The following is a 21,231-nucleotide window of genomic DNA, read 5'->3' as shown; positions in this document are numbered from 1 at the left end:
GTACCCGGTCGACATCGACAGCCGTACGACCGGCGGCGTACGGGACCGAGAGCCGTACGACCGGCCGCCGTACGGGATGGACACCCGTAGGACCGGCAGCCACCCACCACCGACGATCCGGAGGGACCCATGGTCACCCAGCACCCCGGCGGCTTGCGCCTGCTCGCCGTGCACGCCCACCCCGACGACGAGTCCAGCAAGGGCGCGGCGACCCTCGCCCGGTACGCGGCCGAGGGCGTGGACGTCCTGGTCGCGACCTGCACCGGCGGCGAGCGCGGTTCGGTGCTCAACCCCGCGATGGACCGCCCCGAGGTGCGGGCCGAAATCGCCCGGATCCGACGCGAGGAGATGGCGGCCGCCCGCGAGATCCTCGGCGTGCGCCAGGAGTTCCTCGGCTTCGTGGACTCCGGCATGCCGGGGCCGGACGAGCCGCTGCCGGAAGGCTGCTTCGCCGCCCTGCCGGTGGAGGTCGCGGCGGCCCCGCTGGTCGCGCTGATCCGGGAGTTCCGACCGCACGTGGTGATCACCTACGACGAGACCGGAGGGTATCCGCACCCGGACCACGTGATGACCCACCGGGTCACCGTGGCGGCCTTCGAGGCCGCCTCCGACCCGGAACACCGGCCAGAGGCCGGCGAGCCCTGGCAGGCGGCCAAGCTCTACTATCACCTGGCGCTCTCCCGGGCCTGGTTCCAGACCCTGCACGACGCCATGACGGAGCGCGGCCTCCCCTCGCCGATGGGCGGACTGCTCGCCGAGTGGCCCGACACCCCGCCCGCCCTGGCGACCACCACCCGGATAGCGTGCGCCGAGCAGTTCGCCGTCCGGGACGCGGCGCTGCTGGCGCACGCCACCCAGGTCGCGCCGGGCGTCGCGTTCATGGCCCACCCCCGGGACGTCGAGCGCGAGGTGTGGCCGACCGAGGACTACCACCTGGCTCGGAGCCTGGTGCCCGGGGCCGGCGGCGCCCTCGGCGAGGGCGGGACGTCCGGCGAGGGCGGGGTCGAGACCGACCTGTTCGCCGGGATCAGGACGGGAGAGGGGGCGGGGTGAGGGTCAGGGTGTGGGACCTGGCCGCCCCGGCCGGTGCCCTGTCGGTCGGTTCCGTGTCGGCTGGTTCCGTGTCGGCTGGTTCCGTGCCGGTCGGTGCCGTGCCGGCCGGTGGCCGTTCAGCACTGGCCGTCGGCGAGCACGAAGTAGCCGGGGCCGGTCTGCTGCAGGGTGTGGACGACGAAGGTGTTCCACAGCCCCATGGTCTGGCCGGAGCCGAGCGCGTACGTCAGACCGCCGCTCTGGGTGGCGCGGCCGGCCCGGACGTGGTCGTAGTTGCTGGTGGTGAAGCACGGGGGAGCGCCACCGGCGGTGGTCACGGTGACCGTCGCCGACCGGCTGCCCGGCGTGCCGCTCGCGTCGACCGCCGCCACGGCGTAGCCGTACGTCGTGCCGGCGGCGAGGCCCGTGTCGGTGAACGAGGGGCCGGTGGTGCTGCCGACCTGGCTGCCGTCGCGGTAGACCCGGTACGAGGCGGCGCCGTTGACGGCCTGCCAGCCGAGCGTGACCGAGCCGGCCCCGGCCGGGGAGGCGGTCAGCCCGACCGGGGCGGGCAGGCCGGGCGAGGTGGGGCCGGTACCGCCGTCCAGGCCCCAGAACTGCGCGGTGTAGTAGCCGGAGCAGACCGTGTCCAGGAAGTAGGCGCCGGTCGCCCCGCACTGGTCGGCTCCGGTACCCGGGTGGACGGCCAGTCCGTGGCCCGCTGATCGTGAACAGTGCCACGGCGGGGCGTCCGGCCGCGTCGGCGTATAGCTCCTCGCTGGTGCCGCCCGGGAGGTCGCGGGTGCTGGTCGGCCGAGGGGCGATGCCCTGGACGTCGGTCCACTGGTCGCGCAGCTCGGTCGCGTTCACCGGCCTGACCACGGTGTCGGCGCTGCCCTGCCAGACGGCCACCCGGGGCCACGGTCCGGTGTAGGCCGGGTGCGCGGCCCGCACCTTGTCGCCCCACTGCGCCGGGGTGAGCCCCTGGTCGGTGTCCTGGCACCCGGAGGCGGCGCTCTGGGTGGTGGCACAGTGGGCGGGCAGGCCGGAGTCGATCGCCCCGCCGGCGAAGACGTCCGGGTAGTCGGCCAGCAGGTCGGCGGCCATCCCGCCCCCGGCCGAGAGCCCGGTGACGAACACCCGGTGGGCGTCTGAGCCGTACAGGGCTTCGGCCTTGGCGACCATCTCGACCACCGACTCGGCCTCGCCGCCGCCCCGGGCGTCCTTGCTCGCGTCGAACCAGCGGAAGCAGGAGAGGCTGTTGTTGGTGCTGCCGGTCTGCGGGAACACGACCGCGAAGCCGTACTGGTCGGCGAACTTGGTCCAGCCGGAGGCACGGTAGTAGTCGGTGGCGCTCTGCAGGCAGCCGTGCAGGGCGACGACCAGGGGTGCGCCGCCGGGCAGTCCGGCGGGGGTGTAGCTGTACATGGCGAGGTTGCCGGGGTTGGAGCCGAAGCCGGCGACCTGCTGGAAGGTGCCGCCTGCGGGGTCGGCGGCGGGGGTGGCCGCGGACACGGTGGCGGCAGCGACGGAGACGGGCGCGGCAGGAGCGGGAGCGGCAGGAACGGGTGGGACGGGAACGAGCGCGACGGGAACGAGCGCGACGGGAACGGGCTCGACAGGGACGGGCGCGGCGGAGGCGGACGCGGTGCCGGCGGCGAGCGCGAGGGTGAGGGCCGTCAACAGCGCGGCGGCGGGGCGCAGAGACACGGGGACTCCTGGGTGGGGGAGGAGTGGGGGTGGATCCCGTGCAGCGTGGCGCGCCCCGCACCCCGGGGCCATGTGGTGGTCAGCCGAGGTCCGCCACCCTGGCATGGCGCGGACCGCCATGCCCCGTCGAACCGGCCGCGGGCCTCCCCGGCACGGGCCCACCGCCCTGCGGTGGAAGGGACGTGAGGCAGGGGTTCGGACCGGGCAGGTTGGTCCCATGACGACTGATGAGATCGACTCCGACGAACGGCGACGCCCGGCCGGCCCCGAACAGCGCACCCGCACGCACACCTGGACGGCCGGTCCGCCGATCGCCGAGTACGCCCACCTGACCGGAGAGGAGATCCTGCTGGAGTGGATCGCCGGGCGGATTCCGGAGCCCGCGATCTGCAGCACGATGGGCTTCCACCTCACCGAGGTCAAGCCGGGCACCGCGGTGTTCGAGGGCCGCGTCGGCGACCACCTCCACAACCCGATGAACACCGTGCACGGCGGCTACCTGGCCACCCTGCTCGACTCCGCCCTCGGCTGCGCCGTGCTGAGCCGGTTGCCGGCCGGAGTCGGGTACACCACCACGCAGTTGAACGTCCACATGCTGCGCCCGCTGTTCGCCGACTCGGCGCCGGTGCGCTGCGAGGCCGAGGTGCTGCATCTGGGCCGGACGATGGCGACCGCCGAGGCCAGGGTGATCGGCACCGAGAACGGGAAGCTGTACGCGCACGCCACCACCACCTGTGCGGTCCTGACGCCCCGTCCGGAGGTCTGACGGGCCGACCGGCTCTGACGGGTACGAGCGGGAACGGCCCGGGCCCCGGCCGCCTCCGCGACCGGGGCCCGATCCCGCCGACCCGGCAGGCCCGGTGATCCCGCCGATCTCGCCGACCCGGCAGGCCCGGCGATCCCGCCGATCTCGCCGACCCGGCAGGCCCGGCGACTCAGAGCGCGGCGAGCACCCCGCAGAGGGCGAGCAGACCGCAGATGCCGAAGTTGACCAGTTTGTGCGAGAGGAACACCGCGGCGAACTCGCGGATGGTGGCGCTCGGCCAGTAGTACCTGGCCGTGGGCGAGCCGAGGACGTGGCCGTTCACGCCGGTCTGGCGGGCGAGGAGCGCAGCCCGGAAGGCGTGGAAGTCGTTGGTGACCACCACGCAGCGGTAGTCGGGCTTGGCCCGCTCCATGATGGCCTTGCTGAAGAGCAGGTTCTCCTCGGTGGTGCGCGAGCGGTCCTCCCGCTCGATGCGCTCGGCCGGGAAGCCGGCGGCGACCAGGTAGTCGGCCATCGCGTGGGCCTCCGGCAGCTTCTCGTCCGGCCCCTGACCGCCCGAGGTGATCAGGACCGGCGGGTTGCCGCGGGCGGCCTGCCTCTCGTACGCCTCGCGGCCCCGGTTCAGCCGGCTGGCGAGCAGCGGCGGGACGCGTTCGCCGCCGATCAGTCCGGAGCCGAGCACGACCACGAAGTCCACGTTCCGGCGCGGCCGGTGGCGGCTGTACAGGAAGGCGTAACCGACGAAGCAGACGAACAGGAAGGAGACGTAGAGGACCACCAGGACAGCGGTGCCGGCCAGGACGGCCAGGGTCCGGGAGCCGGTGGCGACGGCGGCGCCCAGCAGGGCGACGACGGCGACGACGCCCAGCCCGGCGAGCAGCGACAGCAGGTTGGCCGGCCGTCTGCCCTCCTTGCGGATCATGGTCAGGCCGTTGGAGATCAGGAACCAGACCAGGGCCACCGTGCCGACGGCCGGCAGCAGGACGATCGCCGCCGCGACGACCTCCACCACCACCGTCGGTGCCTTGCGCAGTTCGGCGAGCAGGGCGAGGGAGAGGAGTGAGACGGCGATGCCCAGGTAGACGGCGTTGCTGAACCGGCGGCGGTCGCGGAGTACCCCGATCCCGAACAGCAGGAAGAACAGGGCGGCTGGGGCATAGGCGATCATGCGTCGTATCGTAGGGGTTCCCAGGAATGGCCCAGTTGTGCGAACGGTCCCGCCGTCGGGGCGTCCCCGGGCCCCCGCCGGCTCCCGGCCCCTCGGCCCGCCGGCCCCGGCCCCCGCCGGCCCCGGGCGATCAGGCGAAGCGCTCGACGGCGGCCAGGACGGCCTCGCGCATCCGCGGGCTCCCGGTGTGTCCGGCCTCGTCGATGACGGTCAGTCGGGCGTCCGGCCACGCCGCGGCCAGTTGCCAGGCGGTGTAGAGGGGTCCGCCGAGGTCCAGCCGGCCGTGGATCAGTTCCCCCGGGATCCCGGCCAGCCGACCGGCGTCGCGCAGCAGTTGGCCGTCCTCCAGGAACGCGCCGTGCGAGAAGTAGTGCGCGGTGATCCGGGTGAAGGCCATCAGGGCGTCGGAGGGGCGGTCGGAGTACGCGTTCGGCTTGCCCAGCGTCTCGTGCGAGATGACCGCGTCCTCCCAGGTGGCCCAGGCGTTGGCGGCGGCCCGACGGACCTCCTCGTCCGGGCTGTTGAGCAGTCGGCTGTACGCGGAGACCAGGTCGCCGTCCCGGTCGGCGGGCGGCAGGAAGTCCCGGAACTCCGCCCAGGGGCCCGGCAGGAAGCGGCCGACGCCCCGGTAGAGCCAGTCGGTCTCCTCGGGGCGGGTCATGGTGACGCCGCAGAGCACGATCGCGGAGACCCGCTCGGGGTGGGCCTGGGCGTACGCGAGGATCAGCGTGGAACCCCACGAACCGCCGTACAGCAGCCAGGTGTCGATGCCGAGGTGCTCGCGGAGGCGCTCCATGTCGGCGATCAGGTGCGCGGTGGTGTTGTGCTCCAGCCCGGTCGAGGCGTCGGAGGCGTGCGGCCGGCTCCGGCCGCAGCCGCGCTGGTCGAACTGGACGACGTGGTAGCGCTCCGGGTCGAAGTACCGCCGGGAGCCGGGCCCGTGACCGGATCCCGGCCCGCCGTGCACCACCGCGGCCGGTGTGCCGGACGGGTTCCCGGAGGCGTTCCAGTACAGTTCCTGCCCGTCGCCGACGTCCAACCAGCCCTGCGCGTACGGCTCGTAGAGGGGGTACAGCTCGCTCATCGGTCGCTCCTCCGAGGTCGTTCCGGGCGTTCCGGGCGGTCCGGGCGGTCCGGGCGGTCCGGGCGGTCCGGGCGAGCCTATCCCGCCGTCAGAGCCCGAGGTTCAGCCCGAAGGCGGCGTCGAAGGAGGCGTATCCGACGCACAGGACCAGCCAGAAGCCGAGCGCGCCGGTGACGGCGGCGGTGATCCGCCCGATCCCGCTGCGCTCCTCCGGGGGCCTGCGCCGGTGCCGGATGCCGTGGGCGAGCCCGAGCAGGCCGAGGGCGGCGAGCGCGTAGGCGCCTGCCGGGCTGGCCCGGTGGACGGCCTGGGCGAGGAGGAAGGCCCCCGCCAGTGAGGCCGTGGTGAGGGCCAGCAGGACGATCCCGCCGACGGACTCGATGACCAGCTCGCCGAGGCAGCCTCCCGACGCCCGGGCTGCGCCCGTCAGTAGGCCGACCTGCCCGCCCGGCACGGGTGTCGGGTCGCCGGGCTGATGGCCGGTCGGCTCCTCGGGGTTCCGTTCCTCCGTCATGCCCCTGCCTTCCCCCTGACCCGCCTTGACCTGTGGTGATCGTACCGGGCGAGGGGCGAGGGGCGAGGGGCAAGGGCGAGGAGGCGGTGGCCGGCACCGCCGTGGTCCGCCCGGCCGCACCGGCCGGCGGGCCCGCCGGTGCCGGGGAGCGCCGCGCCGCCACCGCACCCGGCCGAGCGCGCCGGAACGGGCCGCGCCAGACCGGACGGCCCGAGCACGACGAGGCCCGAGACCGGCGCCCCTGGCCCGGGCTCGGCCGGGCCGGGTCCCACCGGCCGCCGTGGGGGCGGCCGGTCAGCGGATCCCTTCGACCGCCGCCTGGGCCGCGCGGGCCAGCTCGCGCCGGGCGCCGGCGCGGGTGGCCTGCGGGGCGGGCGGCGGGATCGGCGGCAGGAAGGTCACCTCGGCGACCAGCCCGCGCGCCGCGACCACCCGGGCGAGCGAGGTGAGCAGCCCGTCGTCCCCGACGAACGCGGGGACGCTGGTCGGCCGCCCGTCCGCCAGCCGGTAGCGGATCGTCACCGGCTGGACGAAGGCCCCCGCCTCCACCGCGGCCTGGAACAGCGCCGGCCGGAACCTGCCGCTCTCCCGCCCGCACCAGGTCGAGCCCTCCGGGAAGACGATCACCGGGTGCCCGGAGCGCAGCACCCCGGCCACCGCCGCGACGGTGTCCGGCAGCGTCCGCAGCCGGTCGCGGTCGAGGAAGACGGCGCCGCCCCAGGCGACCAGCGGGCCGAGCACCGGCCACCGGCGGACCTCGGTCTTGGCCAGTGACCGGCCCGGCCGGCCGACCGCGAGCAGCGGGACGTCCAGCCAGGACACGTGGTTGGCGACCACCAGGACCCCGCCCGCGCCCGGGCCGCCGCCCGGTCCGGCGAGGTGGACGGTCACCCCGAGGGCGCGCAGCACGACGCGCGCCCAGAGGCGGGTCAGCCGGTCCCGGCCGCCGGACGGGAGCAGCTTGGCCGGCAGGCTGAGCACGACGCCGGCCAGGACCGCCAGCAGGCAGGCCGTCAGCCGCAGGACGCGCCGGGGGTGGGAGACCTCCGGCGCCGCGTCGGCCAGGCAGGTCTCCGGCCGGCAGGTCGCCGTGGGCAGCCAGACGCTCATGACGCGGGGCTCAGGGCGGGCAGTCCGGAGAGGAAGTGCCGCAGGTAGCGCGGGTCGGTGCGCTCCAGCGAGAGCAGCACGTACAGGTCGGCGCAGTCGAAGTCCGGGTCGTAAGCGGGCTCGCCGCAGACCCAGGCGCCGAGCCGCAGGTAGCCGCGGAGCAGCGGCGGCAGGGCGCCGCGCTCGGCGCGCGGCACGCCGGTGGCGTCCCAGCGGCGGTGCGGGGAGACCCGGTACTCGGCGGGGGCCAGGTACCGGGTGCTGACGGTGTCCCAGACCCGGGCCGCGGTGGCGCCGCCGTCCTCCAGGCCGATCGAGCAGCACCCGCCCACCCAGGTGTTGCCGGTGTCGGCGAGGTAGCGGGCGATGCCGCCCCACATCAGGTTGATGACGGCGCCGTTGCCGCGGTGGTCCGGGTGGATGCAGGAGCGTCCGAGTTCGACCAGGCCGGGACGGACCGGCGCCAGGGCGGACAGGTCGAACTCGCCCTCGGAGTAGAGCCGTCCGGCCCGGCGGGCCGCCTCGGGCCGCAGCAGCCGGTAGGTGCCGACGACGGTGCCGTGCTCGCCCTCGCGGACCAGCAGGTGGTCGCAGTACGCGTCGAACGGGTCGATGTCGAGGCCGGCGACGGGGCTGTGCAGGAGGGCGCCGAGCTCGGCGGCGAACACCTGGTGGCGCAGCTGCTGGGCGGCGCGCACGTCCTCCTCGTCGCGGGCGAGGGAGACGGTGTACGCGGGCGCGGACGCGGGCGAGGGGGCCGCGGCCGGTGCGGGCCGGTGGCGCGGGGCGGGGACCGCCGGGGTGTCGTGGGTGGGGGCGACTGCGGACGGAGCGTACGTGGGGACGGTGGTCATGGCGGACCCTCCAGGGCAGCACGATCGGCGGTGCCGTGGATCGCCAGGGCACCGTCCCGGTCCGCAGGTGGTGGTGGGGCGTGGACGCGAACCGGTCTCGGTATGTCTCTCCGAACCGGTTGGCATTCACGTTGCGGCCCGGCGGATCGCAGATGTGCACCTGCTGAATGGGACCACCCGTGGCCTTCCGGCCACCTGCCCGGCACCCGGCGCTCGTCCGCGGGGGGTGGACAACGGGGGTGCACGGCTGCACCGCGCGCCCCCGCCGTCCGTACTGCGCGCCCCCGCTGTCCCGGCCGCCCGTCCGTCCCGGCGCCCCGATCGGCGCGCCGCCCCGTCCGTCCCGGCGTCCCGGCGTCCTGTGCGTCCCGCCGTCCCGGCGTCCCGGTCGGCGCGGCGTCCTGTGCGTCCCGCCGTCCCGATCGGCGCGGCGTCCCGTGCGTCCCGCTGTCCCGGCGCCCCGATCGGCGCGCCGCCCCGTCCGTCCCGGCGTCCCGGTCGGCCCTGCTTCCGGTCGGCCCGGCGGGGGTCACCCGGCCTGCCAGCCCTCCGGGTCCACACCGCCCGGGACGGCGCCGGCCGGTCCGTAGGGCTCGCGGGTGTAGACGAAGGAGCCGATGTCGAGGTGGCTGACCGAGCCGTCGGCGCCCCGGACCACCCGCAGGGTCTCGCCCGCGTAGTAGTTGTCCAGGCCGGTCCAGGTGCCGTCCGGCTCGGGGCGGAAGCGCGAGCCCCGGGTGCCGCCACCGAGCTGGCTGAGCTCCAGGACGCGCCCGGCCCGCAGCCGCAGGACGTTCGGGGCGGCGCCCCAGTACCAGGGGCCGGTGAGCTCCAGCAGCTCCTGGTCGACCTCGGGCAGCGGGCGCCAGGGCTCGGGCAGCCGGGGCTCGTGCTCGGCGGTGAGCGCGATCAACCGGGCGGTCAGCAACGAGGTGCCGACGCCGCTGGTGGCGTTGGCGAGGGCGTACGCGGCCAGGCCGTCGGCCTGGCTGACCCACAGTCCCGCCGTGAAGCCGGGCATCGAGCCGGTGTGCCCGTACAGCAACCGGCCTTCGTGGCGGAGCAGTTGCAGGCCGAGGCCGAAGGCGGTGGTCCACCCGTCGTCGAGCGGGGCGGCCACCGGGCGGCGCATCTCGGCGAGGGTGTCGGCGGCGAGCACCTTGTCGTCGCCCGCGGCGAGGAAGGCCGCCCAGCGGGCCAGGTCGGCGCCGGTGGACCAGAGTTGGCCGGCCGGGCCCATCAGACCGGTGTCGGTGAGCGGCTCGGGCCGCAGCACGTCGGCCCACGGGTGGACGGCGAAGCCTCCTGCGTACGGGTGCTCGGGCCGCAGCGTGGTGCGGTCCATGCCGAGCGGGGCCAGCACCTCGCGGCGCAGCACCTCGCCCCAGGGTTCGCCGCGCAGCTTCTCGACCAGCGCGCCGAGCAGCGCGTAGCCGGGGTTGGAGTAGTGCAGGAGGCGGCCGGCCGGGTGCTTCAGCGGGCGCTCGGCCTCCAGCAGGTCGTCGAGGCGGGGCCGCAGCGTGCCCTCGGTCCGCTCCCACCAGGGGCCCGGGGTCTCGGCGGCGAGCCCGGAGGAGTGCGAGAGCAGCTGGGCGACGGTGGCGTCGTCGGCCGGGGTGCCGGGCAGGTGGCGGGAGAGCGGGTCGGCGAGGTCCAGCAGGCCCTCGTCGCGCAGCCGCAGGACCAGCACGGCGACGAAGGTCTTGGTGATCGAGCCGATCCGGAACTGGACGTCCGGGGTGGGCGCGTGGCCGTCGGTCATGCTGCGGGCGCCGCTCCACACCGGCCGCCCGTCCCGCAGCACCCCGGCGACCACGGCGGGCGCCCGCTCCTCGGCCTGGGCCACGGCGACCAGGTGCAGCAGGGCGCGGCGGGTGGCGGGGAGCAACTCGGCGGGCAGATCGGTCATGTGGGCTTCTGGAGTCGTCGACATGTGGACGGACAGTAGCCCAGCGGGGGCGCCGATCCCGAGCGGACCGACGCCCCGCGGGTCCTCAGCCCGGCAGCGGCGGCAGCTCCGGACGCTCCAGCCAGGCCTCGAAGAGCGGGCCGAGCGGTACGGAGGTGTACCGGGAGGCGTGCGCCCGCAGATCGGCGGTGTCGACCACGCCGAACCGGTTGAGGCCCGCCCAGTCCCGCAGCATCGCGAAGAACGCGTCGTCGCCGAGCGTGCGGCGCAGCGCGTGCACGACGAGCCCGCCGCGCTGGTACAGCCGGTCGTCGAACATCAGCTTGCGGCCCGGGTCGCCGAGGACGAGGTCCTGCGGTTGGCCGGCGAGCCGGGTGTGGGCGGCCTGGGCGCGGGCGGCCGCGGCCGGGCCGCCGGCGTGCTCGGACCACAGCCACTCCGCGTACTTGGCGAAGCCCTCGTTCAGCCAGATGTGCCGCCAGTCGGCGATGGTGACGCTGTTGCCGAACCACTGGTGGGCCAGCTCGTGCGCGATCAGCCGCTCCCGCTCCCAGCCGCCGCCGAGGTGGTTGGTGCCGAAGGTGGCGACGCCCTGCGCCTCCACCGGGACGTCCAGCTCCTCGTCCGCGAGGACCACCGCGTACTCGCCGAACGGGTACGGCCCGAAGACCTCGGCGAAGTAGGCCGTCATCTCCGGCTGCCGGGCGAAGTCCCGGGCGAAGCCGGTGGCCAGCCGCTCCGGCACGTACCCGGTCTGCGGCACGGCCGGCCGGGCGGCCAGCGGCACCGCCCGGTAGTGGCCGATCGACACCGTCACCAGGTACGTCGGGGTCGGCGCGCTCTGCTCGTACACCCAGGTGGTGCTGGACGCCCGGGTGGTGCGGGTGAGCAGCCGGCCGCTCGCCACCACGGTGAACGGGGACGCCGTGGTCACCGCTATCTGGTACGTCGCCTTGTCGGCGGGCCGGTCGTTGCACGGGAACCAGGACGGCGCGCCGATCGGCTGGCTGGCCACCAGCGCGCCCTCGGTCAGCTCCTCCCAGCCCAGGCCGCCCCACGGGCTGCGCACCGGGCGCGGGTTGCCGGTGTAGTGCACCTCGACGGTGAACGCCGCGCCCGCCGCGAGCGCCTTGGCCGGGCGGATCCGCAGCTTGCCGGCGCGGTGGGTGTAGCGGGCGGCCCGACCGTCGACCAGCACCCGGCCGATCCGGAACTCGGCCAGGTCGAGCGCGAACTCCGCCAGTGCCGCGTCCGCCACCGCGCTCAGCCGGGCCGAACCGGCCAGCCGGTTGGGCCCGGGCCGGTAGTCCAGCGTCAGCTCGTAGCGGTGCACTCGGTAGCGGTGGTCACCGTTGTTCGGGAAGTACGGGTCCGGGGCGCCGGCGGCCGCGGGGGCGTGCTTGGACTTCACGGGGACGTGCGCTTCCTGCGGGCCGGGACGGGGGGTCGTCGAGGCGGTCATGACGTGGTCTGCCACGCCTCGATGGGGTTGCCCAGCCACCGCGTGTCGGCGGGGACGGACTCGGCGCGCATCACCAGCGAGGCCGGGCCGAGCGTGCTGCGCGCGCCCACCGTGCTGCCGGGCAGCACGATGCCGCCCGGGCCCAGGGTGGCGCCCTCGCGGAGGACCACAGTATCCATCCGCATGATCCGGTCGTGGAAGAGGTGGGTCTGCACCACGCAGCCCCGGTTGATGCTGACCCCGTCGCCCAGGGTGACCAGGTCCGCCTCCGGCAGCCAGTAGCTCTCGCACCAGACGCCGCGCCCGACCTTCGCGCCGAGCGACCGCAGCCACAGGTTCAGCACCGGGGTGCCCGGCACGGAACCGACCAGCCACGGCACCGCCAGCATCTCCACGAAGGTGTCCGCGAGCTCGTTGCGCCACACGAAGCCGCTCCACAGCGGGTGCTCCACCGACCGGAACCGCCCGACCAGCAGCCACTTCGCCGCCACCGCGACCACGCACGCCACCGTGCCGGCGCCCAGCAGCACCAGGCCGGAGAGCAGCGCGGCGGTCGGCGGCGAGCCGACGGCCAGCCGGGACAGCGCCGCCGCGGTCAGCAGGCCCAGCGCCCCGGACGCCAGCACCGGGACCAGCCGGCCCAACTCGACCAGCCCGCGCGCCCACAGCAGCCGGGCCGGCGGCTCGTACGTCAGGCTCTGGTCGGCCCGGTCCGCCGAGCGCGGCAGCCGCATCGGCGGCATGCCCAGGTACGAGCCGCCCTTCTTCGCCTTCGCCGGTGTCGCCGACAGCACGCCCACCAGGCCGCGCTTGGGCACCGAGCGGCCCGGCGCCGTCATCCCCGAGTTGCCGAGGAACGCCCGCTCGCCGACCTTCGCCTCGCCGAGCCGCACCCAGCCGCCGCCCAGCTCGTAGGGCGCGATCAGGGTGTCGTCCGCCAGGAACGCGCCGTCGCCGACCGTGGTCAGGCTGGGCAGCGCCAGCACCGTCGACACCTCGGCGCCGCGGCCGACCCGCATCCCGAGCGCCCGCAGCCACGGCGGCGTGACCAGCCCGGCGTAGAGCGGGAACAGCACCTCGCGGGCCCGGTCCATCAGCTGCGAGACCGTCCAGGCCTGCCAGCCCACCCGCCCGTGCAGCGGGTGCACGCCGGGCACCAGGCCGATGCTCAGCAGCCGGACCAGCACCAGCAGCTGCGCCGCGTACACCGCGCCGTACGCCAGCGTCGCGGGCAGCAGCCCGAGCAGGGCGCCGCCGAGCGCCGGGCCCAGCGCGTCGCCCTGGTGGACGAAGCGGGAGAGCACGGCGAGCGCGCCGACGGCGGGCAGCACCGGGAGCAGGCCGAGCGCGGCGCCGCCGGCGCCGTACATCGCCACCCAGCGGGCCCGGCGCGCCGGGCGGTCCTTGGGCCAGGTGCGCTCGGCGCGGCCCAGCTTGACCGCGGGCGCGCCGCCCCAGCGCTGGCCGGTCGGGACCTGACCGGTGACGCTGGAGCCGGCCACCACCTGGGCGCGCTTGCCGATCCGGGCCCCGGGCAGCAGCGTCGAGCGGGTGCCGACCACGGCCCCCGAGCCGACCTTGACCTGGCCGATCAGCAGCCGGTCGCCGTCCAGCCAGTAGCCGCACAGGTCCACCTCGGCCTCGACTGCGCAACCGCGGCCCAGCTTCAGCATCCCGGTGACCGGCGGCAGCGAGTGCAGGTCCACGTCGGGCGCGACCTTGCAGCCCAGCGCGCGGGCGTAGCGCACCAGCCAGGAGCCGGACAGCGAGGTCGCGCCGCTCAGCTCGGCGAGCCGCTCGGCCGCCCACAGGCGCAGGTGCACCGAGCCGCCGCGGGGGTGGGTGCCGGGGCGCACGCCGCGCAGCAGCAGCCGGGCGCCGCCCGCCGAGACGGCCAGCCGGCCCGCCGGGGAGAACAGCGCCAGCGCGCCCGCGCCGACCCACCACCAGGAGGCGGTGGGTGCCCACGGGTAGTCGCCGAGGTGGGTGAGCAGGTTCCCGGCGGCCAGCAGGGCCACCGTCCAGCGCAGGCCGACCACCGTGAACAGCGGGATCAGCAGGAGCAGCTGCAGCAGCTTCGCCCTGGTCGGGACCAGGGTGACGGTCCGGGCCTCGGCGCTGTCCGCGGCGGTGCGCTCCAGGTGCCGGGCGAGCTTGCGCAGCGTCGGGTTCTGGTAGATGTCGAGGACGGCCGCGCTCGGGTAGCGGGTGCGCAGCAGGGTGGTCAGCCGGGCGGCGGCCAGGCTGCCGCCGCCGATCGCGAAGAAGTCGTCGCGCGGGCCGCTGACGGTGATGCCGAGGATCTCGGCCCACTGCTCGGCCAGCCACGCCTCGGTGCCGTAGAGCTGCTCGCTCGGGCCCGCGGCCTCCAGTTCGGGCAGCGGCCACGGCAGGGCGTTGCGGTCCACCTTGCCGGAGGTCCGGGTGGGCAGGGTCTCGACGGTCGCGAGCAGCGGGACGAGGGCGGCGGGCAGCTCGGCGCGCAGCCGCTCGACGGCCTGCTCGCGGTCGAAGCCGTCCTGGACCACCAGGTAGCCGACCAGCAGTTGGTTGCCGCCGCGGGCGGTCCGCACGGCGGCGGCCGCGCCGGCGACGCCGGGCAGCGCCTGCAGCGCCGCGTCGACCTCGCCGAGCTCGATCCGGCGGCCGCCCAGCTTGATCTGCTCGTCGGTGCGGCCGAGGAACAGCAGGCCGGCCGGGTCGGCCTGGACCAGGTCGCCGCTGCGGTAGGCGCGCTCCCAGCCCAGCGAGCGCAGCGGCGCGTACTTCTCGGAGTCCTTCTCCGGGTCGAGGTAGCGGGCCAGGCCGACGCCGCCGATCACCAGCTGACCGGTGCCGCCGGGGGCGACCGGCTCGCCGGCCTCGTCCACCACGGCGAGGTCCCAGCCGTCCAGCGGCAGGCCGATCCGCACCGGGCCCTCGCCGGTCAGCAGCGCGGCGCAGGCGACCACGGTGGCCTCGGTCGGGCCGTAGGTGTTCCACACCTCGCGGCCCTCGGTGACCAGGCGCTGCACCAGCTCGGGCGGGCAGGCCTCGCCGCCGAAGATCAGCAGCCGGACCTCGTTCAGCGCCTCGGCCGGCCACAGCGCGGCCAGCGTCGGGACGGTGGAGACGACGGTGATCTCCTGCTCGGCCAGCCAGGGGCCGAGGTCGGCGCCGCTGCGCACCTGCGAGCGGGGCACCGGCACCAGGCAGGCGCCGTAGCGCCAGGCCAGCCACATCTCCTCGCAGGAGGCGTCGAAGGCGACGGACAGCCCGGCCATCACCCGGTCGCCGGGGCCGATCGGCTCCTCCTGCAGGAAGAGCGCGGCCTCGGCGTCCACGAAGGCGGCCGCGTTGCGGTGGGTGACGGCGACGCCCTTGGGCTTGCCGGTGGAGCCGGAGGTGAAGATGATCCAGGCGTCGTCGGCCGGGGTGGGGCGGCGCTCCGGGGCGGGCGCGCGCTCGGTCGTGGTGGCGATGACGCGGTCGGCGCCGAGCACGGCGGCCACGCCGGCCTCGCCGAAGACCAGCTCGGCGCGCTCGTCCGGGTCCTCCGCGTCCACCGGGACGTAGGCGGCCCCGGCGGCGAGCACGGCGAGGATCGAGACGTACAGGTCGTTGGTGCCCGACGGCACGCGCACGCCGACCCGGTCGCCGGGGCCGATCCCGGCGGCGGCCAGGCGGCGGCGCAGCTGCTCGACCTCGGCGGCCAGCGCGCGGTAGCTCAGCACGGCGTGGCCGTCGTCCAGGGCCGGCTCGTCGGGGTGGGCGCGCACGGTGGCGTCCAGGACGTCGACCAGGGTGCGCGGTGCGGCGGCCGGGCGGCCCGGGAACAGGGCGCGCGTCGGTGCGGCGGCCGGGTCCGGCCGGTGCAGCTGGTCAGGCTGGGCCGGCTGGGCCGGCTGGGCCGGCTGGTCATGTTGGGCCGGTGGGTTCGGCTGGCCCAGCCGGCCCGACTGGTTCGGATGGCCCGGCTGGTTCGGATGGTTCGGTTCGTTCGGTCGGCTCGGTTCAGCTGTCATGGCAGCCCGTGCGCTCCTCGTCACTCGCCCCATTCGTTCCGATCGGTGCCCGACCCTTGGGGGCGGTGGGGACCACTCGCCGTAACCGGGTGACCCCACTCCGGGGTCGGAGCGGACAACCCGACCGATGGTAGCTCCGTCCTTCCGGCGGCGCCGGGGCGGCGATCGACCCAACTCGGCCGATTCCGGCCGAATCTGATGCAGTATCAGTCAATAACTGAGGCTTCAAAACATCGATGTGACGGTCAGTCAGTCGACTTGACGGATCGTCAGGGTGAATTCTCCATCGTGATCCATGCCACACCGGTGGCTGCTCCCTTCGGGTGGCGGGCCCGGCGTTTCGGCCGTGCCCCGGGATGTCCGGCCGGGCGGTTCGGCGCCCCGACGTCCCGGCGGCTCCTGCGGTCCGGGCCCGCCACGGTGGCGGGACGGTCAGCGGAAGAGGTGCAGGTGCTCCCGGAGGAAGGCCTCCAGGGTGCGCGGGCTGCGCCCCGTGGCCAGGGTGAACGCGCCGTCGGGCGTCTCCCGGCGGGCCACGGCGAGCTGCTGGATCTCCACGATGTGGGCGGCGAGCCAGTCCGGCATTCCGGCCCGTTGGACCAGGTGGGTCCGCAGCTCGGCCGGGGTGAGGTCGAGGTAGCGGACCGGCCGGCCGAGCAGCTCCCCGAGCAGGGCGGTGAGCTCGGGGTGGCTGTAGGCCCGCCCGCCGGTCAGCGGATAGCTGCCGCCGGCCAGCTCCGGGCGGGTGAGCACGTCGGCGGCGAGATCGCCGATGTCCCGGACGTCGACGTAGTTGCACCGCGCCCGGCCCGTGGCGCCGTGCACCACTCCGGCGGCGGCGATGCCGGGCGCCAGGAGCAGCAGCTTCTGCATGAACGCGTACGGTCGCAGGACGGTGGTGGTGACGCCGGAGTCGCGCAGGCGCTCCTCGATCAGGTGGTGGCCGCGGGAGACCGCCACGGGGGAGTCCGGCTCGGCGGCGGGGGCGGACACCTTCACGATGTGCTCCACGCCGCAGTCGAGCGCCGCGTCGACGGCGTTCAGCTCGTACCGGACCTGGTCCGGGCTGTTGGCCATGGTGAGGAACAGCTGCCGCGCGCCGAGGAAGGCCCGGCGCAGGGAGTCCGGGTCGGCGGCGTCGGCCGCGAAGGGCTCGGTCCGCGCGAGGGTGCGCTCGTCGAGGCCGGCCGCGAGGCGGGCGGGGTCGCGGCTGAGTGCGCGGCTCGGTGCGCCGAGGGCGGCGAGGCTGCGCAGGGTGGCGCCGCCGGTGGCGCCGGCGGCGCCCATGATGACGATCATGATGTCTGCCTTTCGGGTGCGGGTGCGGGTGCGGGCGCGGGTGTGGGGGTGGGTGCGAGCGTGGGCGCGGGTTGCTGTCGCGGCCCGTGGGAGCGGCTGCCGCGCCAGCGCCAGGTGGTGATGGTGGCGGCGATGGCGGAGGAGGCCGGGAGGTCGATCGGCAGCCGCCGCAGCCAGGTGCCGGTGGCGAGGCCGGGGAGGCCGGGGATGTGCGGGAGCCCGCGCGCGGCGGCGAGGCCGACGGCGAGGCCGAGGCCGGCGGCGACCAGCCCGAGCGTGGCGGCGGCGAGGACGCGCGGGATCCGGGGCGGCCTGCCGCGGACCGGCCGACGGCGCAGGACGGAGCCGAGCGCGGCGGCCACCAGGGCGGAGGTGCCGCCGATGGTGGTGAGCGCGGCGATCGCCAACTGCCGCTGCCCGGTGGCGGCTCCGCCCACTCCGGCCGTCACGGCCGGCATCAGGTAGGCGACCAGGACCTCGCGCCACAGGACGAAGGGCGGGGGAGCGCCGGGGGCCTTCTTGGCCATGGGGTGTCCTCTCGGGGATGTGCTTAGGTGCCTAAGTATGGGTGCTTAGGTGGCTAACTATCTGGGCTGAGAGAAGGGCGGGCCGTTCGCCGGCCCGCCCGGGTGGGTCTGTCCGTGGTCAGTCGGCGGTCAGTGCGTCGACGCCCGCGACCACCCTCGCCAGCAGGTCGAGGAAGGTCGCGCGCTCCTCGACGGAGAGCCCGCCGACCAGCGCCTGCATCCGGGCGAAGTGCTCCGGTGCCAGGTCGCGCAGCTTCTCGGCGCCGCGTGCGGTGAGGATCACCACGTTGCCGCGCCCGTCCTCGGCGGACGGGCGGCGCGCCACCAGGCCCTCCCGCTCCAGGCCGTCGACCAGCCCGGTGACCGTCGCCCGGGAGACGCCGAGGCTCGCCGCGAGCTGGGACGGCGACTTCTCGCCACCGTGGTCCTCCAGGTCGGACAGCAGGCGGTAGCGGCCGGTGGAGAGTCCGAAACGGCCGAAGTGCACCTCGCCCGCCTGGCCGATCCTCGCCCCCGCCGCCATCAGCCGCGCCGCGACCAGGACCGCCTGGGGATCGGCCTGGGCCGTGAGGCCGTAGCGGGCGATCTGGCGGCGGGCCTGGTCGAGCGTGGGTGCGCCGGGGTCGGGCTCGGAGTGCTGGGTCACGAGAAGTAATATGGCGCCTAATCAGATTCGCCGTCAAGCCCGGCCGGTGTGGCCGGTGCTTCTCGGGGGACGGGGCGCTCCGGTGGAGCCCCGGAGGGTCCGCGGCGAGCGAGTCCTCACCTGGGCCTTTGACGGTGCCTCGGGCGGGTTCTAGGCGGCGCGGGGCGCGATCCGGGGCGGCGTCCAGTCGGCGTGCTTCAGGGCGGTCCGGACCATCACGCCCGGCGGGGTCAGCCGGATCGCGGCGTTGCGCAGGCCGACCGCCAGCGGATTGGCGAGCTGCTGGCCCATCCGGCCGGCCCGGCGGGCGTCGCGGGCGACGGTCTGGCTGCGCGGACGGCGCAGCGCGTCGTACCGGGCGAGCGCGTCCTCGACGGTCGGGCCCTCGGCGAGCGCGGCCGCCAGGGTCACCGCGTCCTCCAGGGCTTGGCAGGCGCCCTGGCCGAGGTGGGGCGTCATGGCGTGCGCGGCGTCGCCCAGCAGGGCGATCCGACCCGCGACGAAGGAGGGCAGCGGGGTGGCCAACTCGTTCACGTCGTGGTGCAGCACGGCCTCCGGCCGGGTCGCCGCGAGCAGCGCGGGGATCGGCTGGTGCCAGCTCGCGAACCGGCGGCGGACCTCCGCCAGCGGGTCGCGGTAGCGGACCCCGGGCGGGGAGTTGAGGACGGCGTGCCACTCGGCCGTGCCGTCCGGGAAGGCGATGTGGCCGAACTCGGCGCCGTGACCCCAGGTGAGTTCGAAGTCCGCCGTCAGGCCGTCCACCGGGCGCTCGGTGATCGCGCGCAGCACCGTCGAACCGCTGTAGGCCGGGCCGGGGTGGGCGGGGAAGAGCCGGCGCCGGAGGCGGCTGTTGATCCCGTCGGCCGCGACGACGAGGTCGGCGTCCAGGGTGGTGCCGCCGGCGCTCACCCGTACCCGGGCGGGGTGCGGGGTGTCCGCGCCGGTCGCTTTCTTCGTGCCGGTCGCGCCGGTCGCGCCGGGCGCCCCGGCGACTCCGCTAGCCCCGCTCGCCCCGGTCACGTCGGTCACCTCGGTCACCTCGGTCACCTCGGTCACCTCGGTCACCTCGGCGCCGATCAGCAGGGAGTCGGCCGGCAGGGCCTCGCGCAGGATCCGGTGCAGCGCCGCGCGCGGTATCCCCACGATCGGCGCGCCCAGCTCCCGCTCCAGCGCCTGTCCGTCCATCACCGCGAGCCGGCGGCCGTCCGGTGTGCGGGTGCCGCCGCTGTACTGGCGGCGCGCGGCGGTCTCGACCGCCTCGCCGACGCCCAGGGCGGCGAGCGCCCGCATCCCGTTGGCGGCGAGCGAGATCCCGGCCCCGGCGTCGTCCAGCACGGGCGCCCGCTCGACCACCGTCACCTCCCAGCCCGCGAGCCGCAGCCCGATCCCGGCCGCCAGTCCGCCGATCCCGCCCCCGACCACCACCGCGCTGTTGCCGTTCACGCCCGGTCCCTCCCGTGTCGCTCCGCTGTCTTCTACAGCTGTAGAAGGAGCGTACTACGGGCTTACGGGGGCTCGGAGGCACGGGGGAGGGGCCTGCGGGGCCGGAGCTCGGAGCTGCGGGCTCAGGACGGGCGCCCTGGGTGAGGGGCGACGGGCGAGGGGCGACGGGCCGTGGGAAACAGGGGAGCGCCGGACCGGCCCGTTCGGGCAGGATGGCCCGGTGAACCTTCACCACCGGCCCCGGCCCTGCCCCTCGCGCCCGCGCGCGGACGTCCTGGTGCGTCACCGCTCCACGGCACCCGCCGCAGCGGCCCCCGGGGAGTGACGCGTGCTGCCGTACGTGTGGCGGGTCACCAAGTACGACCCCGCGGACCGCGACGAGCGGGGTTCCTACACCGGGCCGGAGGGGACGGTCAGCGACCACGGGCCGGTCGAGGCCGCCTACCTGGAGGCGATCGCCGCCTTCGCCGAGGACACCGGCGTGCGGCAGCCGGCCCTCCGCGAACCCCAGGTCGCGCCCGGCCTCGCGCACTTCGGGCTGGAGCCGGCGGTCGAGGGCGGGGGCCTCGCGGGACTCTTCCCGCCCGACCTGACCGGCTACCACGACGGCGCACTGGTCCCGCTGCCGGTCGCCCTGGAGCTGGTGCGGGCTATGCTCCGCGACAACGGCGCCTGGTGCCGCCTGGAGGTCGAGTCCGCCTTCACGGTGCACGTCGGGTGGGACCAGTACGTCTACGTGGGCAGTGCCGTGCCCTGCGAGGCGGCGGTGGAGCGCACCCGCGACCTGGGGCTCTTCCCCGAGCCGGTGGAGGCGTCCCCGTACGAGGTGGAGCCGGACGGGCCGGATGAGCAGCGCCCCGCCGACGACGTCTTCTGGGCGCGGGTGCGCGCGTGCGTGGCGGCGGGCGAGGCGGCCCTCCTGGAGGAGATGCACCTCGACAACGCCTCCCGCTGGCACCGGCTCGACGACCGGTCCCTCGACGCGGTGCGTGCGCGGCTGACCCCTCGGGCCCGGCTGGCCGTCTGGCCAGGCCTCTCCACCGAGGTCGAGGAGGTGCTCGCCGGTCTCCCGGACGAGGGCCTGGTGGAGTTCGTCTGGGAGGACCAGGACGGCCGGATCACCGGCGTGGTCGCCGACGAGGAGGGGTTCGAAGCCGTGTCCGCCCGGGTCGCCGACGCGCGGGCCGCCGCGCTGCTGTCGGTGTACGTGGACGAGCGCAGCCCGCTGTTCACAGCCGTGCTGCCCGACGGCGACGGCGTCGTCCGGGCCCGGTGGCGGACCGAACCGACCCCGAGCGACCGGGCCTGGGCCTTCCTGCGGACGTTGAGCCCCGGTCAGACGGTGACGGGCACCGTCACCCGGATCGCCTCCTGCGGTGCCACGAGCGTCGACATCGGCGGCTTCACCGCGACGATCGACCTCCCCGACCCGGCCGGGGACCCCCTCGACCGCCCCGTCGAGGTCGTCGAGGTCGGCGAGGTCGTCGAGGCCGGCCGGCGGATCACCGCGACGGTCCTCGGTGTCGACCTGGTCCGGGAACGGGTGTCACTGTCGCGCGAGGTCCGGCAGGAGGACCGGACGCGGTAGTCGCGCATGATGCGATGCGGTCATCGGATTCTTCGAGCGAGAGTCGGGCATGGGACGTCGGACGGGCCGACGTCCTGCGTGGTGGTCTGCGAGTAAGACAGTCGACCCGGGGGAT

Annotated in this window: 15 protein-coding genes and 1 pseudogene; 3 read left to right on the top strand and 13 right to left on the bottom strand. The window is 75.6% G+C overall.

The annotated features are described in order from the left end of the window. The first annotated feature begins 129 nt into the window (after nucleotides 1–129). Nucleotides 130–1,053, top strand: coding sequence for a mycothiol conjugate amidase Mca (mca, locus tag ACZ6Y7_RS12955; RefSeq protein ID WP_465757942.1), 924 nt, complete (start codon nucleotides 130–132; stop codon nucleotides 1,051–1,053). A gap of 116 nt (nucleotides 1,054–1,169) precedes the next feature. On the opposite strand, the pseudogene ACZ6Y7_RS12950 reads toward mca, so the two are convergent. Further along, a pseudogene (locus ACZ6Y7_RS12950) lies at nucleotides 1,170–2,547 on the bottom strand (extracellular catalytic domain type 1 short-chain-length polyhydroxyalkanoate depolymerase). Nucleotides 2,548–2,959: 412 nt separating this feature from the next. On the opposite strand from ACZ6Y7_RS12950, the gene ACZ6Y7_RS12945 reads away from it, so the two are divergent. Continuing rightward, on the top strand, nucleotides 2,960–3,508 hold the full coding sequence (locus tag ACZ6Y7_RS12945) for a PaaI family thioesterase (RefSeq protein WP_465757941.1): 549 nt from the start codon (nucleotides 2,960–2,962) through the stop codon (nucleotides 3,506–3,508). Nucleotides 3,509–3,677: 169 nt separating this feature from the next. Here ACZ6Y7_RS12945 and ACZ6Y7_RS12940 read toward each other — a convergent pair whose 3' ends face one another. The 12 genes from ACZ6Y7_RS12940 to ACZ6Y7_RS12885 form a co-directional block, all read right to left on the bottom strand. Continuing rightward, nucleotides 3,678–4,676, bottom strand: a complete 999-nt coding sequence (locus ACZ6Y7_RS12940; RefSeq protein ID WP_465757940.1) for a YdcF family protein — start codon at nucleotides 4,674–4,676, stop codon at nucleotides 3,678–3,680. A 130-nt stretch (nucleotides 4,677–4,806) separates the two neighbouring features. Further along, the gene (pip, locus tag ACZ6Y7_RS12935) at nucleotides 4,807–5,760 is read right to left on the bottom strand and encodes a prolyl aminopeptidase (protein WP_465757939.1); all 954 of its coding nucleotides are present in this window, start codon (nucleotides 5,758–5,760) and stop codon (nucleotides 4,807–4,809) included. Between the two features lie 88 nt (nucleotides 5,761–5,848). Continuing rightward, nucleotides 5,849–6,274 carry a hypothetical protein gene (locus ACZ6Y7_RS12930; protein ID WP_465757938.1) on the bottom strand — a complete coding sequence of 142 codons (426 nt, stop codon included), beginning with the start codon at nucleotides 6,272–6,274 and terminating at the stop codon, nucleotides 5,849–5,851. Nucleotides 6,275–6,568: 294 nt separating this feature from the next. Continuing rightward, nucleotides 6,569–7,384, bottom strand: coding sequence for a lysophospholipid acyltransferase family protein (locus tag ACZ6Y7_RS12925; RefSeq protein ID WP_465757937.1), 816 nt, complete (start codon nucleotides 7,382–7,384; stop codon nucleotides 6,569–6,571). Further along, the gene (locus tag ACZ6Y7_RS12920; RefSeq protein ID WP_465757936.1) at nucleotides 7,381–8,238 is read right to left on the bottom strand and encodes a GNAT family N-acetyltransferase; all 858 of its coding nucleotides are present in this window, start codon (nucleotides 8,236–8,238) and stop codon (nucleotides 7,381–7,383) included. The genes ACZ6Y7_RS12925 and ACZ6Y7_RS12920 overlap by 4 nt, the downstream gene beginning before the upstream one ends. Before the next feature lie 529 nt (nucleotides 8,239–8,767). After that, on the bottom strand, nucleotides 8,768–10,147 hold the full coding sequence (locus ACZ6Y7_RS12915) for a serine hydrolase domain-containing protein (RefSeq protein WP_465757935.1): 1,380 nt from the start codon (nucleotides 10,145–10,147) through the stop codon (nucleotides 8,768–8,770). A gap of 85 nt (nucleotides 10,148–10,232) precedes the next feature. Beyond that, nucleotides 10,233–11,624 carry a M1 family metallopeptidase gene (locus ACZ6Y7_RS12910; protein WP_465757934.1) on the bottom strand — a complete coding sequence of 464 codons (1,392 nt, stop codon included), beginning with the start codon at nucleotides 11,622–11,624 and terminating at the stop codon, nucleotides 10,233–10,235. After that, nucleotides 11,606–15,613, bottom strand: a complete 4,008-nt coding sequence (locus tag ACZ6Y7_RS12905; protein ID WP_465757933.1) for a Pls/PosA family non-ribosomal peptide synthetase — start codon at nucleotides 15,611–15,613, stop codon at nucleotides 11,606–11,608. The genes ACZ6Y7_RS12910 and ACZ6Y7_RS12905 overlap by 19 nt, the downstream gene beginning before the upstream one ends. A 432-nt stretch (nucleotides 15,614–16,045) precedes the next feature. Next, nucleotides 16,046–16,912 (bottom strand): NmrA family NAD(P)-binding protein, encoded by an 867-nt coding sequence (locus ACZ6Y7_RS12900; protein ID WP_465757932.1) that lies wholly within the window; start codon nucleotides 16,910–16,912, stop codon nucleotides 16,046–16,048. Further along, nucleotides 16,909–17,439, bottom strand: a complete 531-nt coding sequence (locus ACZ6Y7_RS12895) for a hypothetical protein (RefSeq protein ID WP_465757931.1) — start codon at nucleotides 17,437–17,439, stop codon at nucleotides 16,909–16,911. The genes ACZ6Y7_RS12900 and ACZ6Y7_RS12895 overlap by 4 nt, the downstream gene beginning before the upstream one ends. Nucleotides 17,440–17,557: 118 nt before the next feature. Continuing rightward, the gene (locus ACZ6Y7_RS12890; RefSeq protein WP_465757930.1) at nucleotides 17,558–18,085 is read right to left on the bottom strand and encodes a MarR family winged helix-turn-helix transcriptional regulator; all 528 of its coding nucleotides are present in this window, start codon (nucleotides 18,083–18,085) and stop codon (nucleotides 17,558–17,560) included. Nucleotides 18,086–18,235: 150 nt separating this feature from the next. Beyond that, complete coding sequence (locus ACZ6Y7_RS12885) at nucleotides 18,236–19,528, bottom strand: FAD-dependent monooxygenase (protein ID WP_465757929.1); 1,293 nt, start codon at nucleotides 19,526–19,528, stop codon at nucleotides 18,236–18,238. Nucleotides 19,529–19,856: 328 nt separating this feature from the next. Between ACZ6Y7_RS12885 and ACZ6Y7_RS12880 the strand changes: the two genes are divergently transcribed. Next, on the top strand, nucleotides 19,857–21,116 hold the full coding sequence (locus ACZ6Y7_RS12880) for a S1 RNA-binding domain-containing protein (protein WP_465757928.1): 1,260 nt from the start codon (nucleotides 19,857–19,859) through the stop codon (nucleotides 21,114–21,116). Nucleotides 21,117–21,231: the final 115 nt, after the last annotated feature.

Source organism: Kitasatospora sp. NPDC053308 (genome assembly GCF_055585785.1).
Note: the sequence above shows the minus strand (reverse complement) of the source record. Positions and strands in the feature narration are given on the sequence as shown.

Excerpts from the sequence above, each read along its gene's own strand:
- mca (WP_465757942.1), top strand. The coding sequence starts at position 130 with ATGGTCACCCAGCACCCCGGCGGCTTGCGCCTGCTCGCCGTGCACGCC.
- ACZ6Y7_RS12945 (WP_465757941.1), top strand. The coding sequence starts at position 2,960 with ATGACGACTGATGAGATCGACTCCGACGAACGGCGACGCCCGGCCGGC.
- ACZ6Y7_RS12940 (WP_465757940.1), bottom strand. The coding sequence starts at position 4,676 with ATGATCGCCTATGCCCCAGCCGCCCTGTTCTTCCTGCTGTTCGGGATC.
- pip (WP_465757939.1), bottom strand. The coding sequence starts at position 5,760 with ATGAGCGAGCTGTACCCCCTCTACGAGCCGTACGCGCAGGGCTGGTTG.
- ACZ6Y7_RS12930 (WP_465757938.1), bottom strand. The coding sequence starts at position 6,274 with ATGACGGAGGAACGGAACCCCGAGGAGCCGACCGGCCATCAGCCCGGC.
- ACZ6Y7_RS12925 (WP_465757937.1), bottom strand. The coding sequence starts at position 7,384 with ATGAGCGTCTGGCTGCCCACGGCGACCTGCCGGCCGGAGACCTGCCTG.
- ACZ6Y7_RS12920 (WP_465757936.1), bottom strand. The coding sequence starts at position 8,238 with ATGACCACCGTCCCCACGTACGCTCCGTCCGCAGTCGCCCCCACCCAC.
- ACZ6Y7_RS12915 (WP_465757935.1), bottom strand. The coding sequence starts at position 10,147 with ATGACCGATCTGCCCGCCGAGTTGCTCCCCGCCACCCGCCGCGCCCTG.
- ACZ6Y7_RS12905 (WP_465757933.1), bottom strand. The coding sequence starts at position 15,613 with ATGACAGCTGAACCGAGCCGACCGAACGAACCGAACCATCCGAACCAG.
- ACZ6Y7_RS12900 (WP_465757932.1), bottom strand. The coding sequence starts at position 16,912 with ATGATCGTCATCATGGGCGCCGCCGGCGCCACCGGCGGCGCCACCCTG.
- ACZ6Y7_RS12895 (WP_465757931.1), bottom strand. The coding sequence starts at position 17,439 with ATGGCCAAGAAGGCCCCCGGCGCTCCCCCGCCCTTCGTCCTGTGGCGC.